This is a genomic window from Bacillus sp. HY001 (assembly GCF_007558965.1).
Lineage (GTDB): Bacteria > Bacillota > Bacilli > Bacillales > Bacillaceae_G > Bacillus_A > Bacillus_A mobilis.
This window is the reverse complement of record NZ_VLTE01000064.1, coordinates 1-26,052: the sequence shown is the minus strand read 5'-3', so window position 1 is coordinate 26,052 and position 26,052 is coordinate 1. Positions and strand designations below refer to the sequence as shown.

20 protein-coding genes and 2 pseudogenes are annotated in these 26,052 nt (G+C 36.5%); 10 read left to right on the top strand and 12 right to left on the bottom strand.

Annotated features, from left to right (window positions below):
- Positions 1-764 precede the first annotated feature (764 nt).
- Positions 765-3,809 carry an efflux RND transporter permease subunit gene (locus FOT98_RS25175; RefSeq protein WP_063263746.1) on the top strand — a complete coding sequence of 1,015 codons (3,045 nt, stop codon included), beginning with the start codon at positions 765-767 and terminating at the stop codon, positions 3,807-3,809.
- Between the two features lie 43 nt (positions 3,810-3,852).
- Here FOT98_RS25175 and FOT98_RS25170 read toward each other — a convergent pair.
- The 5 genes and pseudogenes from FOT98_RS25170 to FOT98_RS25150 all read right to left on the bottom strand — a co-directional run.
- Positions 3,853-4,134: pseudogene (locus FOT98_RS25170) on the bottom strand (AAA family ATPase); the annotation flags it as partial.
- 153 nt (positions 4,135-4,287) lie between these two features.
- Positions 4,288-4,530, bottom strand: a pseudogene (locus FOT98_RS25165) (P-loop nucleotide/nucleoside kinase family protein); the annotation flags it as partial.
- Between the two features lie 135 nt (positions 4,531-4,665).
- Positions 4,666-5,586: a phosphate ABC transporter permease PstA gene (pstA, locus tag FOT98_RS25160; protein WP_063263747.1), complete on the bottom strand. Its 921-nt coding sequence runs from the start codon at positions 5,584-5,586 to the stop codon at positions 4,666-4,668.
- 2 nt (positions 5,587-5,588) lie between these two features.
- Positions 5,589-6,479: a phosphate ABC transporter permease subunit PstC gene (gene pstC, locus FOT98_RS25155; RefSeq protein ID WP_000676675.1), complete on the bottom strand. Its 891-nt coding sequence runs from the start codon at positions 6,477-6,479 to the stop codon at positions 5,589-5,591.
- 71 nt (positions 6,480-6,550) lie between these two features.
- Positions 6,551-7,453, bottom strand: a complete 903-nt coding sequence (locus FOT98_RS25150) for a phosphate ABC transporter substrate-binding protein PstS family protein (protein WP_000245096.1) — start codon at positions 7,451-7,453, stop codon at positions 6,551-6,553.
- 509 nt (positions 7,454-7,962) lie between these two features.
- Between FOT98_RS25150 and FOT98_RS25145 the strand changes: the two genes are divergently transcribed.
- Genes FOT98_RS25145 through FOT98_RS25135 form a run of 3 tightly spaced genes read left to right on the top strand, consistent with a single transcriptional unit; the run spans position 7,963 to position 10,317 of the window.
- Complete coding sequence (locus tag FOT98_RS25145; protein ID WP_000252989.1) at positions 7,963-8,220, top strand: FeoA family protein; 258 nt, start codon at positions 7,963-7,965, stop codon at positions 8,218-8,220.
- Positions 8,217-8,939, top strand: coding sequence for a FeoB small GTPase domain-containing protein (locus FOT98_RS25140; protein WP_061676308.1), 723 nt, complete (start codon positions 8,217-8,219; stop codon positions 8,937-8,939). Before FOT98_RS25145 ends, FOT98_RS25140 begins: the two co-directional genes overlap by 4 nt.
- Positions 8,917-10,317, top strand: a complete 1,401-nt coding sequence (locus FOT98_RS25135; RefSeq protein ID WP_063263748.1) for a nucleoside recognition domain-containing protein — start codon at positions 8,917-8,919, stop codon at positions 10,315-10,317. The genes FOT98_RS25140 and FOT98_RS25135 overlap by 23 nt, the downstream gene beginning before the upstream one ends.
- Before the next feature lie 203 nt (positions 10,318-10,520).
- On the opposite strand, the gene FOT98_RS25130 is transcribed toward FOT98_RS25135, so the two are convergent.
- From FOT98_RS25130 to FOT98_RS25100, 7 genes are all read right to left on the bottom strand, one after another.
- Positions 10,521-11,687, bottom strand: a complete 1,167-nt coding sequence (locus FOT98_RS25130) for a Ger(x)C family spore germination protein (RefSeq protein ID WP_061676310.1) — start codon at positions 11,685-11,687, stop codon at positions 10,521-10,523.
- Entirely contained in the window at positions 11,671-12,792 is a 1,122-nt protein-coding gene (locus FOT98_RS25125; RefSeq protein ID WP_063263749.1) for an endospore germination permease, read from the bottom strand. The genes FOT98_RS25130 and FOT98_RS25125 overlap by 17 nt, the downstream gene beginning before the upstream one ends.
- Positions 12,793-14,271: a spore germination protein GerLA gene (gerLA, locus tag FOT98_RS25120; protein WP_144291173.1), complete on the bottom strand. Its 1,479-nt coding sequence runs from the start codon at positions 14,269-14,271 to the stop codon at positions 12,793-12,795.
- Positions 14,272-14,372: 101 nt separating this feature from the next.
- Entirely contained in the window at positions 14,373-15,845 is a 1,473-nt protein-coding gene (locus FOT98_RS25115; protein ID WP_063263751.1) for a sodium:solute symporter family protein, read from the bottom strand.
- Positions 15,842-16,039 (bottom strand): DUF3311 domain-containing protein, encoded by a 198-nt coding sequence (locus FOT98_RS25110; RefSeq protein ID WP_000719861.1) that lies wholly within the window; start codon positions 16,037-16,039, stop codon positions 15,842-15,844. The genes FOT98_RS25115 and FOT98_RS25110 overlap by 4 nt, the downstream gene beginning before the upstream one ends.
- Before the next feature lies 1 nt (position 16,040).
- Entirely contained in the window at positions 16,041-17,216 is a 1,176-nt protein-coding gene (locus FOT98_RS25105; RefSeq protein ID WP_063263752.1) for an amidohydrolase, read from the bottom strand.
- Between the two features lie 132 nt (positions 17,217-17,348).
- Positions 17,349-18,059, bottom strand: a complete 711-nt coding sequence (locus FOT98_RS25100) for a C39 family peptidase (RefSeq protein ID WP_063263758.1) — start codon at positions 18,057-18,059, stop codon at positions 17,349-17,351.
- Positions 18,060-18,439: 380 nt separating this feature from the next.
- On the opposite strand from FOT98_RS25100, the gene FOT98_RS25095 reads away from it, so the two are divergent.
- The 6 genes from FOT98_RS25095 (at position 18,440) to FOT98_RS25070 (ending at position 25,959) form a co-directional block, all read left to right on the top strand.
- On the top strand, positions 18,440-19,855 hold the full coding sequence (locus FOT98_RS25095; protein ID WP_063263753.1) for an amino acid permease: 1,416 nt from the start codon (positions 18,440-18,442) through the stop codon (positions 19,853-19,855).
- 282 nt (positions 19,856-20,137) lie between these two features.
- The gene (locus FOT98_RS25090; protein ID WP_001176180.1) at positions 20,138-21,013 is read left to right on the top strand and encodes a cytochrome aa3 quinol oxidase subunit II; all 876 of its coding nucleotides are present in this window, start codon (positions 20,138-20,140) and stop codon (positions 21,011-21,013) included.
- Between the two features lie 33 nt (positions 21,014-21,046).
- Positions 21,047-22,981: a cytochrome aa3 quinol oxidase subunit I gene (gene qoxB / locus FOT98_RS25085; RefSeq protein ID WP_063263754.1), complete on the top strand. Its 1,935-nt coding sequence runs from the start codon at positions 21,047-21,049 to the stop codon at positions 22,979-22,981.
- Positions 22,982-22,994: 13 nt separating this feature from the next.
- Positions 22,995-23,597 (top strand): cytochrome aa3 quinol oxidase subunit III, encoded by a 603-nt coding sequence (gene qoxC, locus FOT98_RS25080; RefSeq protein WP_063263755.1) that lies wholly within the window; start codon positions 22,995-22,997, stop codon positions 23,595-23,597.
- Complete coding sequence (qoxD, locus tag FOT98_RS25075) at positions 23,598-23,909, top strand: cytochrome aa3 quinol oxidase subunit IV (protein ID WP_063263756.1); 312 nt, start codon at positions 23,598-23,600, stop codon at positions 23,907-23,909.
- A 220-nt stretch (positions 23,910-24,129) separates the two neighbouring features.
- A complete protein-coding gene (locus tag FOT98_RS25070; protein ID WP_063263757.1) occupies positions 24,130-25,959 on the top strand; it encodes a monovalent cation:proton antiporter family protein in 1,830 nt (609 codons plus the stop codon).
- Positions 25,960-26,052: the final 93 nt, after the last annotated feature.

Sequence of the window (26,052 nt, the reverse complement as noted above, 5' to 3'; positions counted from 1 at the left end):
GATCAAACTCTCCAATAAAGTTAGTTTGTCTAGCATCTAAAAATAAAAATTGACGTTTCACGTTGTTTGTTTCGTTCAGTTTTCAAAGAACTTGTCTGCCGCTTCAGAAGCGACTTCATCATATTAACATCTTCATTTTTCGATGTCAACCATGTTTTAAAATTTCTTTTTTTGTCGTTTTCTGCGTTTCCGCATCAGCGACGTTTATTAATATACCATCATGGTTTTTAAATAACAAGTGTTTTTTATAAAAAAAACACAAAAAAATATCCAACCTACTTTCTTCTATATAGGAACACCTCATCCCCTCTACAGAAAACAGCCATTTAAAATTGTATACCGATACACTCTAATTGACCCAACCGCATTTTATAAACCTATTCTCTAAAGCCCATACCATTTACCTCTCTATAGGCCAACAATATAACAGTACAAATCAATCCACACTAAAAAAAAAGAGATTCAGTACTTCCCTCTCCAATCAGTATGTTCACTTTCTATAATAAAGCGAACATGCTGATTTTTGATTTTGTTCTTCCCGAAGATTATTAACGGATCAGACCGCTCGAATCCAACCGAATTTTAAAGCTAGGGTCTTAGCGTCCAGCGAATGGTGGGATAAACAACAAATTTGTACTAAAAACATTTACTTAAGATTATTGTTAGAATTTTTTTACATTTAATTAATGAAAAATATCCATTTTTTGTTATATAGTAAGAAAGGACGTAATCAACTATAAATAAACCGATGGAGGAATTACTTTATGGATAGGTTAACAAAGTTTTCATTAAAAAACCGCGCCGCTGTTATCATCATGGTGTTTCTCATTTCCATACTCGGCGTTTATTCCGGTTCCAAATTACCTATGGAATTTTTACCAAGCATCGATAATCCTGCAGTCACTGTCACAACCTTATCTCCAGGACTTGACGCTGAAGCAATGACGAAAGAAATAACAGATCCTCTTGAAAAACAATTTCGCAATTTAGAACATATCGATAGCATCACCTCTTCTACACACGAGGGATTATCACGCATTGATATCGCGTATACATCCAAAGCAAATATGAAGGATGCAGCAAGCGAGGTCGAAAAAGCCATTAATACAATTAGACTACCTAAAGATGCAACAAAACCCGTAGTGAGCCAATTAAATACTTCTATGATTCCACTCGCTCAAATTGCAATCCAGAAACAAAATGGATTTTCAAAAGCAGATGAAAAACAAATCGAAAAAGAAATCGTACCACAACTCGAAAGCATTGATGGCGTTGCTAACGTTATGTTTTTCGGAAAATCAACTTCTGAATTATCTATCGTACTAGACCCAAATCAATTAAAAGATAAAAACATAACAACAGAACAAGTATTAAAAGTTTTACAAGGAAAAGAAACTTCCACTCCAGCTGGAGCCGTTACCGTTAATAAAGAAGAATATAACCTTCGCGTCATTGGGGATATCAAAAATGTAGATGCTATTAAAAATATTACCGTTGCACCTCAAGTAAAATTGCAAGATGTTGCTCAAATTGAACTGAAACAACACTACGATACAATCTCACATATAAACGGAGAAGAAGGCACTGGATTAATCATCATGAAAGAGCCAAGCAAAAATGCGGTTGCAATCGGAAAAAAAATCGATAAAAAAATCAAAGATATAAGTAAACAATATAAAGATCAGTTTTCTATTAAACTTTTAGCCTCAACTCATGAACAAGTTGAAAACGCTGTTACTAGCATGGGAAAAGAAGTCATCCTTGGGGCAATTGCTGCAACTCTAATTATCTTAATCTTTTTGCGTAACTTCCGAACGACACTCATCGCTGTTGTCAGTATTCCATTATCTATTTTATTAACACTCTTTTTACTACACCAATCTAACATCACACTTAACATCCTAACTCTTGGTGGTTTAGCAGTTGCCGTTGGACGTCTCGTCGATGATAGCATCGTTGTCATTGAGAATATTTTCCGTCGTTTACAAAAAGAATCTTTCTCTAAAGATATTATTCTCGACGCAACGAAAGAGGTCGCCGTTGCAATTACTTCTTCTACTTTAACAACAGTCGCTGTTTTCTTACCTATCGGACTCGTATCCGGAGTAATCGGAAAATTAATGTTACCTATGGTATTAGCAGTTGTATATTCTATATTATCTTCCTTAATCGTCGCACTAACAGTTGTTCCACTTATGGCTTTTTTACTACTCAAAAAAACAAAGCATAGAAAGCCAAGTTCTTCACCACGATATGTCGCTACATTAAAGTGGGCTCTTTCGCATAAATTCATTATTCTACTTACTTCTTTTTTATTATTCGCAGGATCGATTGCAGCCTATGTATTACTACCGAAAGCGAATATAAAATCTGAAGACGACACAATGTTATCTATTAACATGACTTTCCCAGCTGATTACGCTCCTGAAACGCAAAAACAAAAAGCTTTCGATTTCGAAAAGAAATTACTTTCTAACTCGGATGTAACGGATGTTATTTTACGAATGGGATCTAGCGCAGAAGATGCACAATGGGGGCAAACGACCAAAAATAATCTCGCAAGTATATTAGTAGTCTTCAAGAAAGGCTCTAATATTGATCAATATATTAAAGAGTTAAAAAAAGAAAATAAAACCTTTGAACCCGCTGAACTGGATTATATAAAAATGAGTTATTCAAGCTCTGGCGGCGGCAACAATTTGCAATTTAACGTAACAGCTACTAACGAAACGAATTTAAAAAAGGCTGCTACTCTAGTCGAAACAAAACTAAAAGATACGGATGCTCTATCTAAAGTAAAAACGAATTTAGAAGACTCTAAGAAAGAATGGCAAATCCATATTGATCAAACAAAGGCCGAACAACTAGGATTAACACCAGAATTGGCAGCACAACAAGTAGCATTCCTTATGAAGAAATCACCTATTGGTGAAGTTTCAATCAATAACGAAAAAACAACTATTATGATAGAACACAAAAAAGAAAACATTACTAAACGAGAAGACATTTTAAACACAAACATACTATCACCTATTAATGGACCAATTCCTTTAAAAGACATTGCAACTATTTCAGAAAAGCAACTTCAAACAGAAATTTTCCATAAAGACGGAAAAGAAACGATTCAAATTACTGCTGAGGCCTCAAATGAAGATTTAAGTAAAGTAAGCGCAGAAGTAAACGAAACGATAGCTAAACTAGTCTTACCTAACGGCGCAAAAGTAACTATTGCAGGCGCAACTGAATCTATGCAAGAAAACTTCACAGATTTATTCAAAATTATGGGGATTGCAATCGGGATTGTATATTTAATTATGGTTATCACCTTCGGACAGGCGCGCGCTCCTTTTGCAATTCTATTCTCCTTGCCATTAGCTGCTGTTGGCGGTATTTTAGGATTAATCATTTCAGGAACACCCGTTGATATAAATTCCTTAATCGGCGCATTAATGTTAATCGGGATTGTAGTTACAAACGCTATTGTATTAATAGAAAGAGTGCAACAAAATCGAGAACACGGGATGGAAACAAGAGATGCCTTATTAGAAGCGGGATCCACCAGATTACGTCCAATTATTATGACAGCTATAACGACGATCGTCGCGATGCTTCCTCTCCTATTTGGTCAATCGCAAGCAGGAAGCATGGTATCAAAAAGTTTGGCAGTCGTTGTTATCGGTGGTTTAGCGGTCTCAACCGTTCTTACATTAGTAGTCGTTCCAGTTATGTATGAATTATTAGATAAAATCGGGAGAAAAAGACGCTCTCGTAGAAAAATAAGCACTTCCACAGAAACACCTGATATTTAAAAGAAAAAGCGTTATCTTCATTCATGAAGATAACGCTTTTTCTCTACCTACTCATATAACCCATCATTTTTTGAGCATATCGCTCTAAAGGTTCACCAGAATCTATAATAAGATATTCCCTATTTAAAGGTCTTTTACTACCATCTAACCACTTTTTAAAAGCTACTTCCGAATCCACTCTTCCAATCTGACTGACCATACGCTTACGTGTTTGTAGCCTATTATTAATCTCTTCCATATCATTAAGGTAACATTCGATATATTTATATTTTACACCATGTTTATCAGACAGTTTCATTCCCTTTTCAACCATCCCTTCATATAAAGTGAAACTTTAATCAGTGGGGGTTTTGTTCATCCCCCACTGATTATTAGTTGAACCAATCGGGCTTTTACGGGCAGTTGATCCCCCACCTAACTTCTTTGCTTTCGCTGAATTTTGAGGCGGGGGTCTTACTACCCGTTAAATGCGGGATAAACATGGGCTATCCAATATCACACTATGCCCTTGTTCTAAATAAGAATCAATCAATACCCATTCAATATCGTATGATACTCCTCCAACAATCGTCGATTCAATCCCTTTCATTTCTAATGATTGTAACAATGCTGATTTCAAAACGTCATGATCTACAATCACAGCACCTGTTAACTTCGCTATATACTTAGAAACTGTGGATTTTCCCGATCCTGGAAATCCTGACATTTGTAGAAAAAACAAATTAACTTCCCCTCTCATCCGCACCTATTCATCTATATAATCAATTACAAATTCAACAATCCTTACATCCATTCCTTCTATATTAAAATACAAAAAGAACTCCCTACTTATAAATTGGGAGTTCCTCTTTATCATTTATGCCGCTTTTACTTTCTTCGTCGTTTTACTTTTTCTTTTCGTTCCTGTAAAACGTTTGTGCAATACAGATGCTACTAAGCGTGAAACAACGTTGAATAGTAATACCATAATAATTAATACAGCTGCAGATTTTGTCGCAATCAACTTTGCATCCGGAATAACTCCTTCAGAATTTAACTTCCAAATATGAACCGCTAATGTTTCAGCTGGTCTAAATGGATTTAAAGGATGCGCAGGACTTGAAAAGTCCGCTGCTGAATTTAAAATCGGGGATGTTAAACCCGCTGTGTAAATCAGTGCGGCCGCTTCCCCAAATATACGACCCGCCGCTAAAATAACACCTGTAATAATTTGCGGTAATGACGACGGAATAATAATACGAGCAATCGTTTGCCACTTCGTTGCACCTAATCCAAGACTTGCCTCTTTTACATTATGAGGAACTTCTGAAATGGCATTTTCACAAACACGTGTTAAACCTGGTAAGTTTAAAATAGTTAAAGCAAGAGCACCACCCATTACTGTGTATCCCCAGCCTGTCATTGTAACAAACACTAACAAACCGAATAAACCAACAACAATAGAAGGTAAAGACGCCATTGTTTCAATACACAAACGAACAAAATTTAAAAAACGCCCTTGTTTTGCGTACTCTGCTAAATATATTCCAGCACCTAACCCAAGAGGAATAGATATAACAAGCGTTATAACAAGCATGTAGAAGGAATTGAATAACTGTGGACCAATCCCACCACCAGCTCTTGTATTACTTGGTTCTCCAAACAAGAAATTAGGATCCCAAAATCCCCATCCCTTTTGCAAAATTTCAAACACTAAGAATACTAGCAGAGCTACAACTAAAGCTGCAACTGCGTAAAAGATACCTGTCCAAATTTTATTTACCGTTCTTGCGTTCATTATTATCGCTCACCTCTTTGCCCAATCGCTCGAATTACTAAAATAAACAGGAATGAAATAACAAGTAAAATCATCGCTAAAGTCCATAACGCATTGTTCCAAGCAGTTCCGTTCAATGTATTTGTCATGTCCATTGTCAAAATACCAGTTAACGTTGCTGTCGGACTATATATTCCTTCTGGTAATTTAATTGTGTTCCCGATTACCATTTGAACCGCTAATGCTTCACCAAAAGCACGCGCTAAACCTAAAACAACACCTGTTAAAATTCCTTTTTTCGCAGCAGGAACAATCACTCGGCTAACCGCTTGCCATTTCGTTGACCCTAGACCGTAAGAAGCTTCTAAATAATCAAATGGAACAGAGCGTATTGCATCAGAAGCGATACTAGCAATAGTAGGTAAAATCATAATACTTAATACAACAATACCTGCAATTAAACTAAAGCCCACTCCCCCGAACGAATCACGTAATAGCGGCACTAAAATCGTAACCCCTAATAATCCGTATACAACCGAAGGAATACCAACTAATAATTCTAAAACGGGCTTCAATACTTTATTTCCAAACTTCGGCGAAATTAAATTCATGAATATAGCAAGAGCTATAGCAATTGGTGCACTAATAATAACCGCACCTAACGAAACTACTGTTGAACCTACAATGAAAATCAAAGCCCCAAAGGTTCCTTCGTCAGCATTTGGATTCCACTTTGTCGATGTTAACATCTCAGTAAATGAGATACCACTTTGTGTAAAAGATTGAATACCTTTACCGCAAATAAACGCAATAATAGCTAATGTAATTAAAACAATAAAAATACCACAAAACGTAACAAGCGATCTTCCTATATACTCACTTTTTACGTAATTAATTTGTTTTTTCCCCTTCATCACAGGTCAGACCCCACTTCATAGATTGAAATGAACAGGACTGGCCTTGCAGCCAGCCCCATAAAATTTTATTACTTATTTAATTTAGACATTGGAATGTAACCCATATCTTCTACTTGCTTTTCAAAGTCTTTACCTTTTACATAGTCAATGTAAGCTTTCGTTGCTTCTTTCGCTTCACCTTTTGTTACCATGTACTCGTAAGACCAGAATGGATATTTACCAGACGAAATGTTTTCAACTTTCGGTTCAGAACCATCAATTTTCACTGTTTGTAGTGCACCTTTTTTATCGCCAACCATGTAAGACATTGCTAAATAACTTACTGACCCTGGCGTAGAATTGATCGCTTGCTCTACTGCACCGTTAGAATCTTGTGTTGTACCAGTTCCATCATTAATTTTCGCGTCTTTCATAACTGTCTTTTCAAATGTAGCACGTGTACCAGATGAAGCCGGACGGTTAATTACGTTGATTTTTTCATCTTTCCCGCCTACCTCTTTCCAGTTTGTTACTTTTCCAGTGAAGATATCTTGTACTTGTTGTACTGTTAAGTTATCAACTTTTACATCTTTATTTACGACAAGTGCGAATGCGATACCCGCAACCTTGTTATCTACTAATTCTTTTGCTTTTTCAGCATCTTTTATTTTATCTCCTGATGGAACATCTGAATTACCAATTTGTACTGCACCCGACGCTACTTGGTTAATCCCAGTTCCACTACCGCCACCTTGAACTTGAATAGAAACTTTTGAATTTTTCTCCATGAATTTCTTTCCAGCTTCCTCCGCAAGAGGTAGAAGAGCTGTAGAACCAGCTGCTGCAATCGTACCTGATAATTCTTGTTTTGTATTATCGCTTCCTTTAGCAGTTTCTTTACTAGCTGTATCATCTGCTTTCCCACATCCAACTAACGCTCCTGCCACCACTAAAGCCGCTAAAGAAAATTTAATACCTTTTTTCATAACCATGTCTTGTACCCCCATTTGGATTATCGCTTTTCGAATTCATTTTCTTTCGAACACAAATTCATTGTAGGACAACAATATTATGTGAGTGTTAAGCAATTTTTAATTTTAAGTAAATGACGATAATAATCTTTAAAAGCTAGGAATCCCAACATTTATAGTTAAAGAACCCAACAAAATCCACACTAATTAAGCAGTAATGTAAATTTATTCTTAACAATGTAAATTCAATGTAAATGTTTTTTGCTCTTTTCCCCTTTTAGTTAAAAATATATTTACAAACCCATTATATTTTTTAACTTTTACACGCTTACTTCATTTACATTCAACAGAATTTCAGTAATATTTTTTAGTACAACTAAATAAATTGGAACAATTCTAAAAATAAATGAATATTTTTAAAGTACCAATTGACAGCATCATCCAATGTAGTCTACTATATTACTAACAAAAAGTTTACCTAAGGAAACTTTTTAAACTCAAACTAACAATATAGAGATGAGGTAACTTTTATGGTATCGGCTAATACAAAACCACTTTCCGAATTTAAAACAGGAGAGTTTGTACAAATTGAGAAGATACAATTAGAAGGAACTATGAAACGACGTTTATTAGATTTAGGATTTATCCCGGGGGCAACGATTAAAGTATTACAGCGCAGTCCACTTGGAGATCCGGTCGCTTATCAAGTAAGCAATACAACTATTGCACTACGCAAGGAAGAAAGTTCCCTTATTTTCGGGGTATTAATAGGAGATGATTTCAGATGAGCAAACATCGCATTGCTTTAGCTGGCAACCCGAACACCGGGAAAAGTACATTATTTAATACTTTAACAGGCTTAAAACAACATACTGGAAACTGGACGGGAAAAACTGTTTTAAAAGCTGAAGGGGAATACGAACATAACGGAAGTAAATATACATTAATAGATTTACCTGGAACTTACTCACTATATTCCAATTCTGCGGATGAAGAAGTAGCAAGAGATTATATTATATTTGAAAAACCAGAAGTAACTGTCGTTGTTATAGATGCAACTGCAATGGAAAGAAATTTAAATTTAGCACTACAAGTGATGGAAATGACAAGCAACGTAGTCATTTGTATCAACTTAATTGATGAAGCGGAGAAAAAAGGCATCGTTATTGATGAAAAGAAATTAGCAAAATCGCTCGGTGTACCTGTAGTTAAGATTTCTGCTCGTAACCGAGTAGGTATTGGGCATTTGCTAAGTGTTATCGCTAAAGTAGCAAATAAAAAACTAATTCCGACACCAATTAAGGTTTCTTACAGTGAAAAAATCGAAAGTATGATTCAAGAATTAGAACCACAAATTTATAAAGTGTTCGGTGATACGTATCCAGCACGTTGGATTGCGTTACGTATATTAGATGGAGATAAAAATTTCTTAACTACACTTCAAAAACACCATAATGAACCACTTGTAAGGGAGGTCGTAATGAATGGAATCTCACTCAGCCAGTAAGGCTCTTCCATTAGACTATATTATTCAACATGCACAAGCACTCTCAAAAGAAGATATACGAGATGATATTGTCGGAGATATTTATCGAACATCTGCAAGCATATGTAAAGAGTCTGTTCAATATACAAATACTGATAAATTATATCGTTCTGAAAAACTAGATAAAATTTTCACATCTCCCATCTGGGGATTCCCAATTATGCTCGGTATTTTATCTATTATTTTTTATCTTACAATTGCAGGCGCTAACGTACCGTCTGATATGATTGCTGAATTCTTCGGATGGGCCGAAGGATATTTAACATCTTGGTTCCAAGCAGCACATGCACCTGAATGGTTACATGGCATTTTAATACTTGGCTTATTCCGTGGTATCGGTGCTGTTATTAGCGTTATGTTACCACCTATGGCAATCTTTTTCCCTATGTTCGCACTATTAGAAAACTACGGATACTTACCACGTGTTGCATTTAATATGGACCGCTTATTCAAACGCTCCGGTGCACATGGCAAACAATCTTTAACAATGGCAATGGGCTTCGGTTGTAATGCAGCCGCTATTATGTCAACACGTATTATTGAATCACCACGTGAACGTATGCTTGCAATCTTAACAAACAACTTCGTTCCTTGTAACGGTCGCTGGCCTATGTTAATTTTAATGGCTTCATTATTTATGGCTGCTGGTTATACAGGTAGCATGCAAACATTAGTTACTGCTGGCGTTGTAGTTGGGATGGTTGTAATTGGTGTTATTATGACATTAACTGTTTCTTGGGTACTATCAAAAACAGCTTTAAAAGGCGTGCCAACTCACTACACTCTTGAGTTACCACCGTACCGTAAGCCAAAAGTTTGGAACACAATTGTACGTGCAACACTCGATAAATCTATTTATGTTTTAAAACGAGCTGTCGTTGTAGCTGCCCCTGCGGCTGCATTAACTTGGTTACTTGCTAACATTTTCATCGGTGACACAAGCTTACTTATGTATTTTGTAAACTTCCTAGATCCATTTGCTAAAACGTTAGGACTTGACGGTTTTATTCTAGCTGCGTTCATTCTTGGACTACCAGCTAATGAAATTGTTATCCCGATTTTATTAATGTCTTATTTATCAACTGGAGCTTTAACTGAAATAGATGATTTTAATCAAATTAAAAATCTATTCTTAGAAAATGGTTGGACTTGGTTAACAGCGTTAAACACAATGTTGTTCTCACTTCTTCATTTCCCATGTGGAACAACACTGGTTAACATATATAAAGAAACAAAAAGTGCAAAATGGACATTCTTATCGTTTGCAATCCCTACCGTTATCGCCATTGTTGTGACATTCCTCTCTACACAATTGGTACATTGGTTAGGGCTTGTATAAAAGCGAAGCATACATAGAAGGTATCCCCCTTCACATTTGCTTTGCGCGAAAGAAACCTGAAAATCATTCAGGTTTCTTTTTTTCTTTCCACGGCTGCGCTCCATACGTTGAAATTTTTTTATGAAGAAAGTATATAGCTCCCGGAAGAACCGCCATTAATATCGTGCAACTAATCCCTAGACCAGTAAACAACTTACATCACCTTATTTCACTCTTTTCGGTAAGGCTGAACCTGAATGCTCAATTGTCGGATGAACATGAACAGTAACCTCAGCATTACTAAAGTAATTTTCACCTTGATCCCAATTCTTATCTATCTTCTTCCATTCTTTATAATTATGCCGCTTATATACTTCTCCTAAGGCTAATACATCTACCTTATATTTTTTTTGAACAAGCTTAATCGATTTTTGGATACGCTTCTCCATTTCCTCCGCAATTGTTTTCTTCAATCGACTTTCATTCATAATTTGTTTATGATCACTAAAGTGCACCTCCGCTAAAGTGCCTTCAAAAGATAAATGAATATCAAACTTCGGTTTTGTGGCATCTTCTGTAGATACTTTAATCTTTCGATGCATCTTATGAATTTCATATGTAATAAGCTGGTCTTTTTTACGAACAGTAAAGAATCCTCCAATTTTCTTACCTATTATATAATTCATTCCAAATGTTTCTTCTCCAGTCAAACTACCTACACACTTATTATCCTTCCCTCGAAACAACGCTGCCCCGTTCATTTGTACCCCTTGTTTCGTTAGTTCAAGAATAGGTAATACGAAGCTTCTGTTAGCAATCATTTTTTGCTGCACCTCACCAATTCTTGCAGCCTCAACCATTTGAGCATTTTTCGGAGGATGTTCAGCTAACATATCAATATACTGCGCCGGTAAATTTTCAGGCTTCGCACTCTGCTTCAAAATAGCTTCTGCATCTTTCTCAGAAACGAACAAACGAATATTCCGTCTCATCTCATGATCACGAATATATACATCTAACGTATTTTGTAAAACATATGGATTCGCTAATAAATCTTTAGAAAAAATTATCACTTGTATATGAGGAAAGAATAATGAGCGACTAATTTTTTTGGCGATAATTCGTATTTGCTCAAAGACACTATCCGCTTTCGCACTAACATTAATATAATTTTCGCTATCCCCACCACCTTGTCCACCTTGCTGCGCTAACTTACTGGGAAGTACCATCTGATACGTCCCTTTCATAATCGGATTCGATTTCTTTTTTTTCACAATATCATAAGCTGCACCTACTACAAACCCTCTTTCTTCTATTTCTTCTAGCTCAGAGCATCCACTCATCGATCCGGCTAACACTATGAGCATTATAATTTTAAGAAGGTGTTTCATTTCTACCATTCCTTCTTTTTATTTTATATACAATAAAAACTAACAAAGGTGCTAACACGACAAAGCCCATATCTATCCAAGCTAAATACGTTCCGTAATTTGATAAAGTATTTAAATTACCAGGGATCATATTCAACATAAAAATCATAGGAGCACTTACGAAAATAAAGATATGTTTCTTAACCTTCGGAAACATGGCACAAAACAATAAAGATGCAACGTCATAATACATTGCTGTCGTGTTATAAATCGTAATAATCCAAGTCGTAAAGAAAATCGCATCGAATCTTTCTAAAAATCCCCCACCAATTTCAATCTCTTTCCCTAATTCAATCGTTGGATATGTTAATCCCCGGGTTGTCATATATGTAAAAACACTAATACAAGTTAAATAAATTAAAATGTAAGACAACACGTTTACCATCACGGCTTTTGCCACTGCCATCGGAGCCTTTTTTGCCGTCTCATTTAACATCACTGCATAAAATAAAGCTACCTCAAATCCAATAAACGTAAAAATAGAATTTTTAACTCCAACAGCATATTGACTGATGCCCGTTTGAAAAGCAGGTAGTAAATTATCTACTTCCATTAAGTTCACATTCAATAAAGACAGCAGTACGATCGCAATTAAAACGATAGGTAAGAATAATACATTTAACCTTAATAAAGCAGCTCTAGATCCAGCAATTCCATAAATAACAACTAACAAAAAAAAGAAAGATAACAATTGTATTGGTGTATCACTAAACAAATACGTTTGTGAAATAATTGCAATTTTCCGGGCCTCATATGCTGTCAATGCAACGAATGTTAACACTAAGATGATACTAATCGTGTATGAAACAGGCTTCGTCAAGTGCTCACTCGTATATTGAACAAAATTTTGTTTTGGGAATAAAATAGCTACCCGAGTCACAAACCAACCTAAACACGCACATATCAATCCGCCAAGAAGTAAAATAATCCAACCATCTGAAAATAAAGTTTGCATAGCGATATCTCGTGGCATAGATAGTGCACCTATACCAATAATTGTTGACGATACCGCAAAACCCAGCTCCCGAGATCCAATTTCTTCATCGCCATACTCAAATGGTTTCAATTATTCTCCCTCCTTTGGACGTATTGTAGAATCTTTCGTTTGTAAATACTCTGGTCTATCTTTTAACATCGACTTCGGCATGCGAATAATTTCTTCTTTCCAATCTTTATAAAATGCAGGAGCAATAGGCGTTGTATACGGGACACCAACACTCTTTAAATTCGTAATATGAACTGCAAGTGCGATAAGCGCTAAAATAATTCCATACAAACCAAAAGCAGTCGCTGCTAAAACAAATACGAAAAGTAAAATGCGAAACGTAATCGTAATGCTATATACAGGGAGAGAAAAGGTAGCAATAGCTGTAACCGCAATAATGATAACTAAAAACGGATTTACAATTCCTGCGTTCACCGCTGCTTCTCCAATTACAAGCCCACCTACAATCCCAATTGTTTGCCCCATCGGTTTTGGCAACCTAATTCCCGCTTCTCGTATTAACTCCATCGTTAATGCCATCATTAATGTTTCTATATAGGCAGGAAATGGCACACCTTCCCTCGCCCCAGCAATTGAATACGCCAGTTTAGAAGGAATAAGTCCTTGGTGGTATGAGACGAGCGCTACATACATCGCCGGCATTAAAACTGCAACTATACCAGAACCCATCCGCAAAATTCTTAATAAAGTCCCAATTACCCAGCGCTCATAGTGATCTTCCACAGATTGAAAAATATCAACAAATACTAGCGGGGCTATAAGAGCAAATGGTGAGCCATCCACCAAAATAGCTGCCTTTCCTTTCGCTAATGAGGCCACAATATTATCAGGCCTTTCCGTATTCAAAAACTGTGGAAACGGTGACAAATTATTATCTTGAATTAATTGCTCAATCGTACCCGTCTCAAAAACGACATCTGTCACGATTGATTGAAGACGCCGATCTAGCTCTTTTACAATGTAAGGATTAATAATGTCTTCTATATATATTAAAGTCACTTCTTTTTGGGATCTCTTCCCCATAATATAAGATTGAAATCTCAATTTCGGATCACGTAAACTACGGCGAATTAACATTTTATTCACGTTAATATCTTCATTTAATCCAACTCTCGGTCCACGTATTAAATCTTCTGTTACCGGCGGTTCTAAACTTCTTTTTTCCCAAGCTCTACTATTAACCACGATAGCAGTTTGAATATTATCAATTAATATAACCGTATCTCCTGCTAAAATCGCATTTATAATATCCGGAAACGTTGTCTTCTTACCAACTTCCGCAATAGAAATAAAACGATCCAATAATGTTTGAACAACAGCTTCTTCTTTATGCACTTCTTCATATTGAAGTGTACGAACTACATATTTATAAACATTATCCTTATCAGTTAACCCACATAAAAAAATAACAGCACAGCGTGTAAAACTACCAGCAAGGGCAACTTCCCTAATTGTTAAATCATTAGGCGAACCTAACTCATCCCTAATTTCTTTCATAACTTCAACTAAGTTACCTTTTAGCTCTAACAAGTCCCCCACCTAACTTCCTTTTCAACAAGTTTTTAGTTAGATTCCGCTAATAGAAGAAAATATATACAAAAAAGAGCTATCTCTTTTCAAAGATAGCTTTAGTACATGGATTATTTTTCTACTATTATATTGTCTGTCTTTATAGACACATTTTTCGTGAACCCACTAACGATAAACATCACAATCATATTTATTAACAAGGCGACTATACCTACATTTAAATCTTTTATATATTGAGGGAAACTTGGAAACATCGTAGCTATAGTTGAGCCCGATAAAGTAATATATGCGACTACTAACAATCCAATCCCCATGCCTGCAATCGCCCCTTGCTTCGTAATAACTTGCCGCGGAAACAAACTACATACAAGTGCAGGGAAAAGTTGTGTCACTATACTATATCCCATTAAAAGTAGTGCTCCTATTGTTTCTCCACCTTTAAAAGTGAACAAAACAGCTACAAGAGTTACTACAGGAACAAATAACTTCGCCACTTTAGCAACTTGTCTATCTGAAGCAGTCGGGACCATTGTTCGGTAAATGTTTTTTGCTAATAATGTAGAAGCGGCCATGACAAGCATAGAACCCGGAACTAATGCGGTTAAAACTCCAGCACTACCAATAATCCCAATAAACCACGGATCAAAAGTTTGAAGAGCCAGACGGAATAACGAAAGGTCTACATCCCCTCCCTTTAATCCAGGAACTTGCAAGATAGCTGCAAAACCTGCAAAGAATACGAAAAGTAATACTAAAGAATACAGTGGCATAATTGCCGCATTTTTACGAAATACTTTTTCATTTTTTGCAGAGAAAGCAGAAGCGAATGTATGGGGCCACATATAGAAACCGAGAGCTGTTAATACAATAGTAGAAACAAACCAAGAAATACTCATTCCTTCATCAGGTAAAGATAAAAATCCAGGTTTCGCTGCTTCTACAGCTTCAAACATCGGCTGAAACCCTCCGTAATAATGGTACGGTAAATATATACCTAAAAACATAACGATAAACAAGATCATAATATCCTTCAAAGCGGCCGTCCAAGCAGAGCCGTGTATACCTGAAACCATTACATATATCGTTATGACAATTGCACCAATCCAAACTGCAATAACCGGTGATACCCTTCCGTAAGATGCTTCCGAAACGATAATCCCCAACCCTTTCAACTGTAAAACAAGGTAGGGAATTATCGAAATAACCCCAATGATAGAAACGATAATGCCAAGTGTCTGACTCTTATATTTCTTCACAAAAAAATCTGGCTGTGAAACAAGATTATGCTCTTTCGCATACTTCCAAACCGGCGGCAATAAAAAGTAAGATAAAATATAAGCTAATGCACCATAACCTAAAATATAGAAAGTAGGCGCTCCTTTACTATACGCCCATCCACTTCCGCCTAGAAATGTGAAAGTCGTATAAATTTCACCTGCCATCAGAAGAAAAACAAAAATAGTGCCAAACCCCCTTCCACCAACTGACCATTGCTCTAAATTCATATCTTTTCCATGTTGTGCCCGAATTCCTAAAAATAGTGCGAGAAACAAAAATAATATAATGATAAGTAATGCGGTCATTTCACATCCCCCTTATTAGCAGGATCAAATACGTACACAAGTCCCATACAAAGAGACGTAATGAGCACCGATAATAATACCCAAAATAATAAAAATGGCATCCCTAATACGTAAGGAGTAACTGAATTAGCAAATACCGGTCCAACAACTAAACAAAAAACTGGAATAAGCGCTAATACGTGTATTTTCTTCATCTCATTCTCCTTTACTCATAAAATTCATAATGGAGGATACAAAGACTTCCACTCCAACCGGTAATGCATCTTCATCAATAGTAAAACGAGGGTGATGGTGAGGATATATAATTCCTTTCTCTTTATTTCCTGCTCCGATAAAAAAGAATGTCCCTGGCGCCTTTTGTAAAAACGCTGAAAAATCTTCCCCAGCCATCGTCGGCTGTAAACGAGTAACTCGTTCCCTTCCATAAAGCTGTAATGCTGTTTGTTCAATAACCTCTGTAACTTCATAATCATTTACTACCGGTCGATATCCATATTCATAAGAAAACGTATATTTCGCCCCGTAAGCTTCCGTCACATACTTCACAATCCGTTCAATCCTTTTCTCTGTTACTTCTCGTAACTCATGTCTTAAACTCCGCACTGTCCCTTCAATCTCCGCTTGTTCTGGAATTACATTATGAGTTGTCCCAGCATGAAATTGTGTAACAGATACTACAAGAGAATCTAACGGATCTGTGAGGCGAGATACAATTTGCTGAAGTTGTGCAACAACTTGTGTACCGATTGCAATACTATCAACCGTTTCATGAGGGATTCCAGCATGTCCACCTTTTCCTTCTATCGTAATTTTAAAAACATCTGGGGCAGCCATTGCAGGACCATAAATTACACCTATGTTACCAACCTCTAACGCTGCCCAAAGGTGAGCACCAATAATATAATCCACACCTTCCATTACACCTGTTGCAACCATTTCCTCTGCACCACCAGGAAAGTTTTCTTCTGCATGTTGGAAGAGAAAACGAACCTCCCCTTTAACCTTCTCTCTTTCCTCTACTAACTTATGTACAACCCCAAGTAATATCGCTATATGTCCATCATGGCCACATGCATGCATCACACCTGGATATGTAGAAATAAAATCAAACTCATTTTCTTCGTGAATAGGAAGAGCATCCATGTCAGCACGAACCGCGATAGTTTTACCAGGTTGTTTACCAATTAACCTTGCCATTACACTATATTTAGTAGGTCTTGACACTTCTAAATGCGGGATTTCCCGAAGTATATCGAATACAAACTGTGATGTTTTTTCTTCTTGAAAAGATAACTCTGGATACTTATGAAAATGCCTTCTCCACTCAATCAACTGATTCTTTAATAAAACAAGTTCCTTTGCGACATCCATTTCTCTTCATCCCTTCTTCACTAAGTTAAATGTTATTATAACGTGAATTATCAACTTTTAAAAGAATGTTCTGAATTTTCCATCACTACGAATTAAAAATAAAAAGCCATCAAAAAGATGACTTTTTCATTATTATAAAATAGTGATTGCTTGTTTCCCCATTTGCTCCCAAGCTCTCTCAAACTCTGCTCGCGGAACAGCCAAACGCGGATTATTTTTCAAAGGATCATTTACATACACAAAGTTTTGATCATATCCAATTACTACTACACTATGCTCAAAATATGTAATTTTCACTTCGCCAGAGCTTGTATTCCATGTTTCAAAACTACTCTCAGCTAGTGGCTTAAACGTTGTATTAATAATGACCCATACTGGCGACCCAGAACTAACTACTTTATACATATCTTGCACGTCTCTACCTGTTAAATTAACTACTTTTCCAGGAATATATTTTTCTGCTAAATTAAAAATAGGTTGATTATATACACCATATCCTGGTTCTGCCTTCGTATAAATATTTCCAACAAACCCCTCATAAGGATTTCCACGTAAACCATTTTGCTCAAATGGAACACGATGAATCTCACTAGCAAGTTGCATCTTATCTACTTGTATACCTTTATATTGCAGCAACATAGCCAAACTTGTAACTTCACATCCACGAGGTAATTCTGGTAACTGTTTTATAAACGGAACATTTTCAATCATAGTCGCTTCTTTCATTTCAGATAGAAACTCTAAACGGAACACTTGCGCCTTTTGCATAATTTTATCTTTTCCTATAAAAAACGCGGCAGCAAATATAATTCCAAAAACAAAAAGATATTTTAACTTTTTCATTTTAAACAAAACTCCATTAATTATTATTTTACAGACATACCTCCTATCATTGTACCTTTCTTCTTACTAGTTTGCTAGAAAGATTCTGTGAATTATTGTTCACACTTCTATCGTTATAAAATTCTAATTATTTTTAATAAAGAGAAAAAACAATATACTTTTCTGAATATTTTTGCTAAAATCTAAATAGTTAACATAGTGAAGATATCACCTTGTTAATAAAAACATTCTTAGAGTATTTAGTCATAGTTCACATTTTTACATACTCCATTCATTTCATAATAAATAAACCGAGTATGTGTCACATCCCCCACTAATGATTAAAAACTCGGAATGAAAATCAATTCATACATACAAGAAAATAACGAGGTGAGGGGCATATGAATCAACAAGTAGAACAAACAGACTTAAAACGAACAATGAAAAGTAGACACCTATTTATGATTGCACTTGGTGGTGTTATCGGAACTGGCCTATTTATGGGATCAGGTCAAATCGTCCATAACGCCGGTCCTGGTGGGGCTATTCTTGCATTTTTAGTCGGTGGATTTGTTATGTATTTAACGATGTTATGTCTTGGTGAATTATCAGTTGCTATGCCAGAAGCAGGTTCATTCCAAAGCTATGCAAGCAAATTTATTTCACCTGGTTTTGGATTTGTTGTCGGTTGGATGTATTGGTTAAATTGGGCTGTTACAGTTGGGGTAGAGTTAACAACTGTAAGTATTTTAATGAAACGTTGGTTTCCAGACGTTTCTTCGTGGATTTGGTGTGTTACATTTGCAGCAGCACTCTTTCTTGTAAACGCATTATCAGCAAAGGCATATGCAGAAGCAGAATTTTGGTTCGCAAGTGTAAAAGTCGCAACCATTGTTGTTTTCATCGTACTTGGTGGTGCAGTTATGTTCGGTCTACTAGACTTTAACGGAAAACCAGCGCCAATGCTTCACAATTTCACTGAAAATGGCGGATTATTTCCAAACGGTGCATTAGCTGTTCTTCTTACGATGATTACAGTAAATTACTCCTTCCAAGGAACAGAGTTAATCGGCATTGCTTCAGGAGAAAGTGAAAACCCTGAAAAAACAATTCCAAAAGCGATTAAAAATACCATTTGGCGAACTCTCTTCTTCTTCGTCCTAGCAATATCAGTTGTTGTAGGTTTACTCCCATGGCAAGAAGCTAATCTAGTCGAAAGTCCATTTGTACTTGTATTTGATGTAGCTGGTGTTCCATATGCAGCTGACATTATGAACTTTGTTATTATTACAGCAGTATTATCCGTAGCCAATTCTGGCCTATACGCAAATTCTCGTATGCTTTGGGCCATGGCAAAACAAGGAATGGCAAGCCCAGCTTTTACGAAGTTAACGAAAAAAGGTGTGCCACTAAACGCATTAATTTTCAGTCTAATCTTTGCAAGTTTGTCTCTATTAACAAGTATATTTGCGGCAGATACTGTATTTTTAGTTTTAACATCTATTGCAGCTATGGCTGCTGTCGTAGTTTGGATGTCAATCGCAGCGTCACAGTTTTTCTTCCGTAGAAACTTCTTAAAAAACGGCGGAGACATTAACGATTTAAAATATCGCACACCGCTTTATCCAATCGTTCCAATCGTAGCATTCTCACTCAATTTCATTACATTTGTTAGTTTAGCTTTCATCCCAGATCAGAGAATTGCTCTTTATTGCGGTATTCCATTTATGATTATTTGTTACATTTTATACCATTTAAAATATAAAAAAGTTGTCACATTTGAACAACAAATAAATCTAAAAAAAGAAGTAAACTAAATATATTAAATATTCAGCTATCTTTCTTATGATAAGATAGTTTTTTTCTATTTCTTGGGTATCTTGGTATAACTTTATTTATCTTAAAATTTCCACAATCACGTTTTTCACTGGAAAATGGTTTACAATGTTATCAAGTTACAAATGATATTCACCTTAAAAAGTGTGCATTTGTGTCTATTTTTTAACAATATCGCAAAAACTATTGCCATCTATAAATTAATAGGTTTATATTGTTTTATTGGCATAGTTTCAATCCAAGGAGAAAGGAGATTTTCAATCGTGCAACTAAAGAAAACGTTTTGGAAGCTGGCTTCGCTTCTTCCGTTATCATTACTTCTGTTCCTCGGTGGCTGTGATAAGAAACTCGCAGTATTAAATCCGCAAGGACCTGTTGCAAAAGCACAGTATGATTTAATTGTTTGGTCATTCTTGCTTATGTCATTAATTATCGCAATTGTATTCATCTTGTTTACAGTCATCTTGATTCGTTATCGTGAAAAACCAGAGAATATGGACTATGAGCCACCTGATCAGCACGGTAACACATTATTAGAAATTATTTGGACACTTGTTCCTGTTATTATCGTTATCGCATTATCGATTCCAACAGTAAAAGCAACTTATGCTTCGGAAGAGGTTCCGGAAGAGTCCAAACATATTAAACCAGTTGAGATTTATGTTACATCTGCAAACTGGAAATGGTTATTCAGTTATCCAGAGGAAAAAATTGAAACCGTTAACTATTTAAATATCCCTGCTGGTGTACCAATTCAATTCAAACTGACTTCTGTTGGTCCAATGAATGCTTTCTGGGTACCAGAACTTGGTGGTATGAAGTACACAATGGATGGCATGATTATGGATCTTTATTTACAAGCTGATAAGCCAGGTTCTTACCTAGGCCGTAGCGCGAACTTCTCTGGTGAAGGATTCACTCACATGGAATTCGAAGTTGAAGCAAAAACTAAAGAGAAGTATGACAAGTGGGTAAAAGAAGTACAACAAACTGCTCCTAAACTAACAGAAGATAAGTACAACGAAATTGTTAAACCTGGTGTAGTTGGTCGTATGACATTCTCTAGTCATCACTTAAGTTATGTAGATCCAAAATCACTTGAATATTGTGATTACAACTACTACAAAAACAAAAAATAATAGCTATTATTCCAACAGATTGGAGTGAACACAGTGAAGCTTGATGAATTCTTTGTCACAGGTGACCCGATTATTTACGGTGCAGACGCTTCTATCGTTCTTGTGACATTAGCAATCATTTTCGTACTAACAAAGTATAAAAAATGGAAATGGCTTTGGGACGAATGGTTAACAACTGTTGACCATAAAAAGATTGGGGCCATGTATATTATTTCTGCGGTTATCATGTTATTCCGTGGTGGTATGGACGGTTTAATGATCCGTGCACAGTTAACATTCCCAGAAACAACTTATTTAAATGCTGAACACTATAACGGAATCTTCACAACACACGGTACAGTTATGATTCTTTTCATGGCGATGCCATTCGTTATGGGATTAATGAACCTTGTAGTACCATTACAAATTGGTGCTCGTGACGTTGCATATCCGTTCTTAAATGCTTTAAGTTTCTGGTTATTCTTTGTCGGAGCAATGTTATTCAACATCGCTTTCGTAATCGGTGGTTCTCCAGACGCTGGGTGGACTTCTTACTTCCCAATGGCAGGTACAGAGTTTACTTCTGGTGTAGGAAATAACTACTACGCAATTGCATTACAGATTTCAGGTCTCGGTACGCTAATGACCGGTATTAACTTCCTAGTTACTATCCTAAAAATGCGTACACCTGGTATGACTTTAATGAGAATGCCAATGTTTACTTGGTCAATCTTAATTACAACAGTCATCATTATTTTCGCTTTCCCAGTATTAACAGTTGCTCTTGCATTAATGACATTTGACCGTCTATTCGATGCTCACTTCTTTACGATGGCGAGCGGCGGTATGCCAATGTTATGGGCCAACCTATTCTGGGTATGGGGTCACCCTGAAGTATATATCGTTATTTTACCGGCATTCGGTATTTTCTCTGAAATCATTAGTACATTCTCACGTAAACGTCTATTCGGTTACAGTGCGATGGTATACTCAATGGTTGCAATTTCTTTACTAAGTTTCGTCGTATGGCTTCACCACTTCTTCACGATGGGTGCGGGTCCAGCGGTTAACTCATTCTTCTCGATTTCGACAATGGCGATTTCGATTCCAACCGGGGTTAAGATCTTTAACTGGTTGTTTACACTGTATAAAGGACGTATTCGTTTTACAGTTCCAATGCTTTGGTCATTGGCATTTATTCCAAACTTCGTAGTCGGTGGGGTTACAGGGGTTATGCTTGGAATGGCAGCAGCTGATTATCAGTACCATAACAGTTACTTCCTAATCGCTCACTTCCACTACGTATTAATCGCAGGTACAGTATTCGCTATGCTTGCTGGATTCACATTCTGGTATCCAAAAATGACTGGTCATATGTTAAATGAGCGCCTAGGTAAATGGACATTCTGGATCTTTATGAGCGGATTCAACATCTGTTTCTTCCCAATGTACTTCTTAGGTTTAGACGGTATGACTCGTCGTATGTACACTTACTCTGAAAGTCTTGGATGGGGATGGCTAAACCAAATCGCATCTGTTGGTGCGGTAATGATGGGTATCGGCTTCCTAATTCTTTGCTACAACGTAATTTGGAGTGCACGTCACGGTGAACGTGACACAACTGGAGATCCATGGGATGGCCGTACACTTGAATGGGCTACTCAATCTCCTGTACAACATTACAACTTCGCGAAACTTCCTGAAATTAAAGAAGCTGATGCTTTCTGGTTCATGAAAAAACGCGGAGAAACAGTTACACCAGCAGCAGAAGATATCAAACCAATTCACATGCCAAGTAACTCTGGTGTGCCTATTATTGCGTCTGGATTCTTCGGTCTTGCAGGTTTCGCATTAGTATTTAGCTGGTTCTGGCTTGCAGCAATCGGTGGTATTGGTATTTTAGCTTGCTTAATCTATCGTTCATTCGATTATGATGATGGCTACTACGTAAGCGTTGATGAAATTAAAGAAACAGAACATATAGCATGAGAGGTGAAATGATATGGCGGCTTTAGATAAAAGCTTACCTTTGGAATATCAATCCGAGCAAAGCAGATTGAACATCCTAGGATTCTGGATTTTTCTTGGGGCTGAAATTATGCTGTTCGCAACACTTTTCGCCTCTTATCTAGTACTTGCTGGTCGTACGGCAGATGGCCCAACTCCAGCGCAACTGTTTGAACTTAAAACGCTTTTAATTCAAACATTACTACTTTTAACAAGTAGTTTTACATGCGGTATCGTAATTCACGAAATGCGTAAGAACAACCAAAAAGCAATGCTTGGATGGTTCATCCTTACATTACTTTTAGGTGCAGGTTTCCTATTCTTTGAAATTGAAGAATTCATTTTGTACATTGGTGAAGGCGCAACAATTCAAACAAGTGCTTTCCTATCTGCATTCTTCGTTCTTCTTGGAACACATGGTGCCCACGTAACAGGTGGTATCATTTGGGCAATTTGTGTTATTATCCAAATTTTAAAACGAGGTTTAACACCAGTTACAGCTCGTAAAGTATTTATTATCAGCTTATACTGGCATTTCCTTGATCTTGTTTGGGTATTTATTTACACACTAGTTTACTTGAACGGGATGGTGGCGTAAATGAGTCAAAATAACAACCAAGCAAACGGACATGCGCATAGCGGATTCCCATGGTCACACGTTTTCGGATTTATTTTATCGCTTGCATTAACGTTCCTAGCTTTATACGTGGCACTTTACACAAACTTGCCACTTTCAACGATCTTAACATCCATTATCGCAATGGCTGTTGCGCAAGCGTTGTTACAATTAATTATGTTCATGCATTTAAAAGAAGGCGAAGGAAGAGTTCAAGTCCTTACAATGATATACAGTTTCTTCGTTGCAACTGCAACTGTTGGTTTAACTGTATGGATCTTCTTCTCAATGTAATGTACATGAAAAAGACTGCTGAGATTCCTCAGCAGTCTTTTTTTATCCCCTTCCCTATTACATCCACATTACGGAATTAACAACAGAATCATGAAAAATATACTTATTATGACAAATGTTAAGAAAACTCTTTCTTTATGAAATCGAATCCATATGCGTTGCTTTTCTACCTATTATATGGCTAAATAGGTACTATATTTATTTGAAGGGAGAGAACGCAATGGAACATCATACTTCTGTTCTATCACTTATGGTTGTCGTTGCAATCGCGTTTTTCGTTCCCCTTTTGTTACAACGCTTTAAATTAAAAGCACTTCCTGTCGTTGTTGCAGAAATCATCGCAGGAATCTTTGTAGGTAAAAGTGGGTTTAATATTATTGAGCCAGATATGTGGCTTCAAGTCTTATCGACACTAGGATTTATCTTCTTAATGTTCTTAAGCGGTTTAGAAATTGATTTTTCTATCTTTAAACAAAAAGGGAAAAAGAATACGACAAACGAACCAAACACATTCCAAGCAGCAAGCATTATCTTCTTATTTATTTTCATCTTATCTTATGCCCTATCATTACTATTCGTATGGCTAGGATTCGTGGATAATGCAATGTTTATGACTTTAATTATTTCAACTATTTCTTTAGGTGTTGTTGTACCAACATTAAAAGAAAACAACTTAGGAAAAACGGCAATCGGACAAATCATTTTATTAGTCGCTGTTATTGCAGATTTAGTTACAATGATTTTACTCGCTGTATTCGTCGGATTAAATTCCGAAAGCGGCCAAAGCATGTGGCTCCTTCTTCTTCTATTCGGCGCTGGTATTGTTATTTACTTCGTTGCAAAACGCTTTAAAAACATTCCATACTTAGATAGCTTAAAAGCTGGTAGTGTACAAATTGATACACGAGCTGTTTTTGCACTCATCTTAATATTAGTTGGGTTATCTGAATCTGTTGGAGCTGAAAATATTTTAGGTGCCTTCTTAGCAGGGGTACTCGTATCGTTATTATCACCAAATGAAGATATGGTTGAAAAACTGGATTCCATCGGATATGGTTTCTTCATTCCTATTTTCTTCGTGATGGTTGGTGTAAACTTAGAGGTTTGGTCTATTTTTAAAGAACCTTCTAGTATGCTAATGATCCCAATTTTAATTGTGGGACTCTTTATTTCAAAGCTGTTACCATCACTCGTCTTACGAAAATGGTATCCACGTAATATCGTATTAGGAAGTGCCATCTTATTAACATCGACACTTTCTTTAGTTATTGCAGCTGCACAAATTGGTGAAAAACTAGGAATCATCAGTCCAAGTTTATCTGCTTCCCTTATTTTAAGCGCAGTTATTACTTGTATTTTTGCACCTATAGTATTTAAAAAAATGTTCCCAAAAGTAGAAACACCAAAACCAAAAGTTTCTATTATTGGCGCAAGCAGAATTACCCTTCCGTTATCACTTGATTTAAAACGAGAGGATTATGACGTAACACTATATATGATGCGTCAAAATAAAATAAATGATGAGGAAGCGAAATCGCATGACTTCCCTATCGTAAAATTAGATGACATCACAATCGCATCATTAACTGAACAAACAGCATTTAACGCAGACCGCGTTGTTGTTGCAACCAGCGATGACGAACAAAACTTATTATTAGCAGAACATGCAAAAGAACTAGGTGTTGAACATGTTATTGCAAGCGTAGAAGATCCACTTCTACAAGAAAAAGCAACGCAAGAACATATCGCCGTATTCTCAACAATTAACTCTACACGTATTCTGTTACGTGCACTAATTGATAAACCGAGTCTCGTGCGCTTAATTACAACAGCAAACGAAACTGTTCGTGAAGTTGAACTACGCAGCAATACATATAATGGTGTTGCACTACGTCGCCTTCCGTTTTTAGGCGATGTGCTCGTTATTCAAATTTACCGCGGTAATAAAGCATTAATCCCGCATGGTGATACGAGACTACAACATGGTGATACATTACTTGTCACAGGTTCAAAAGAACATATTGATACGTTGAAAAACATATTAGAATGAACACTCCCCCACTTAGCGAAGCTTGAAGTGGGGGTTTCTAACGTTTCGACCTAACGGACGATTAACGTCAGGGGAGTTAACACATTAGCGAGC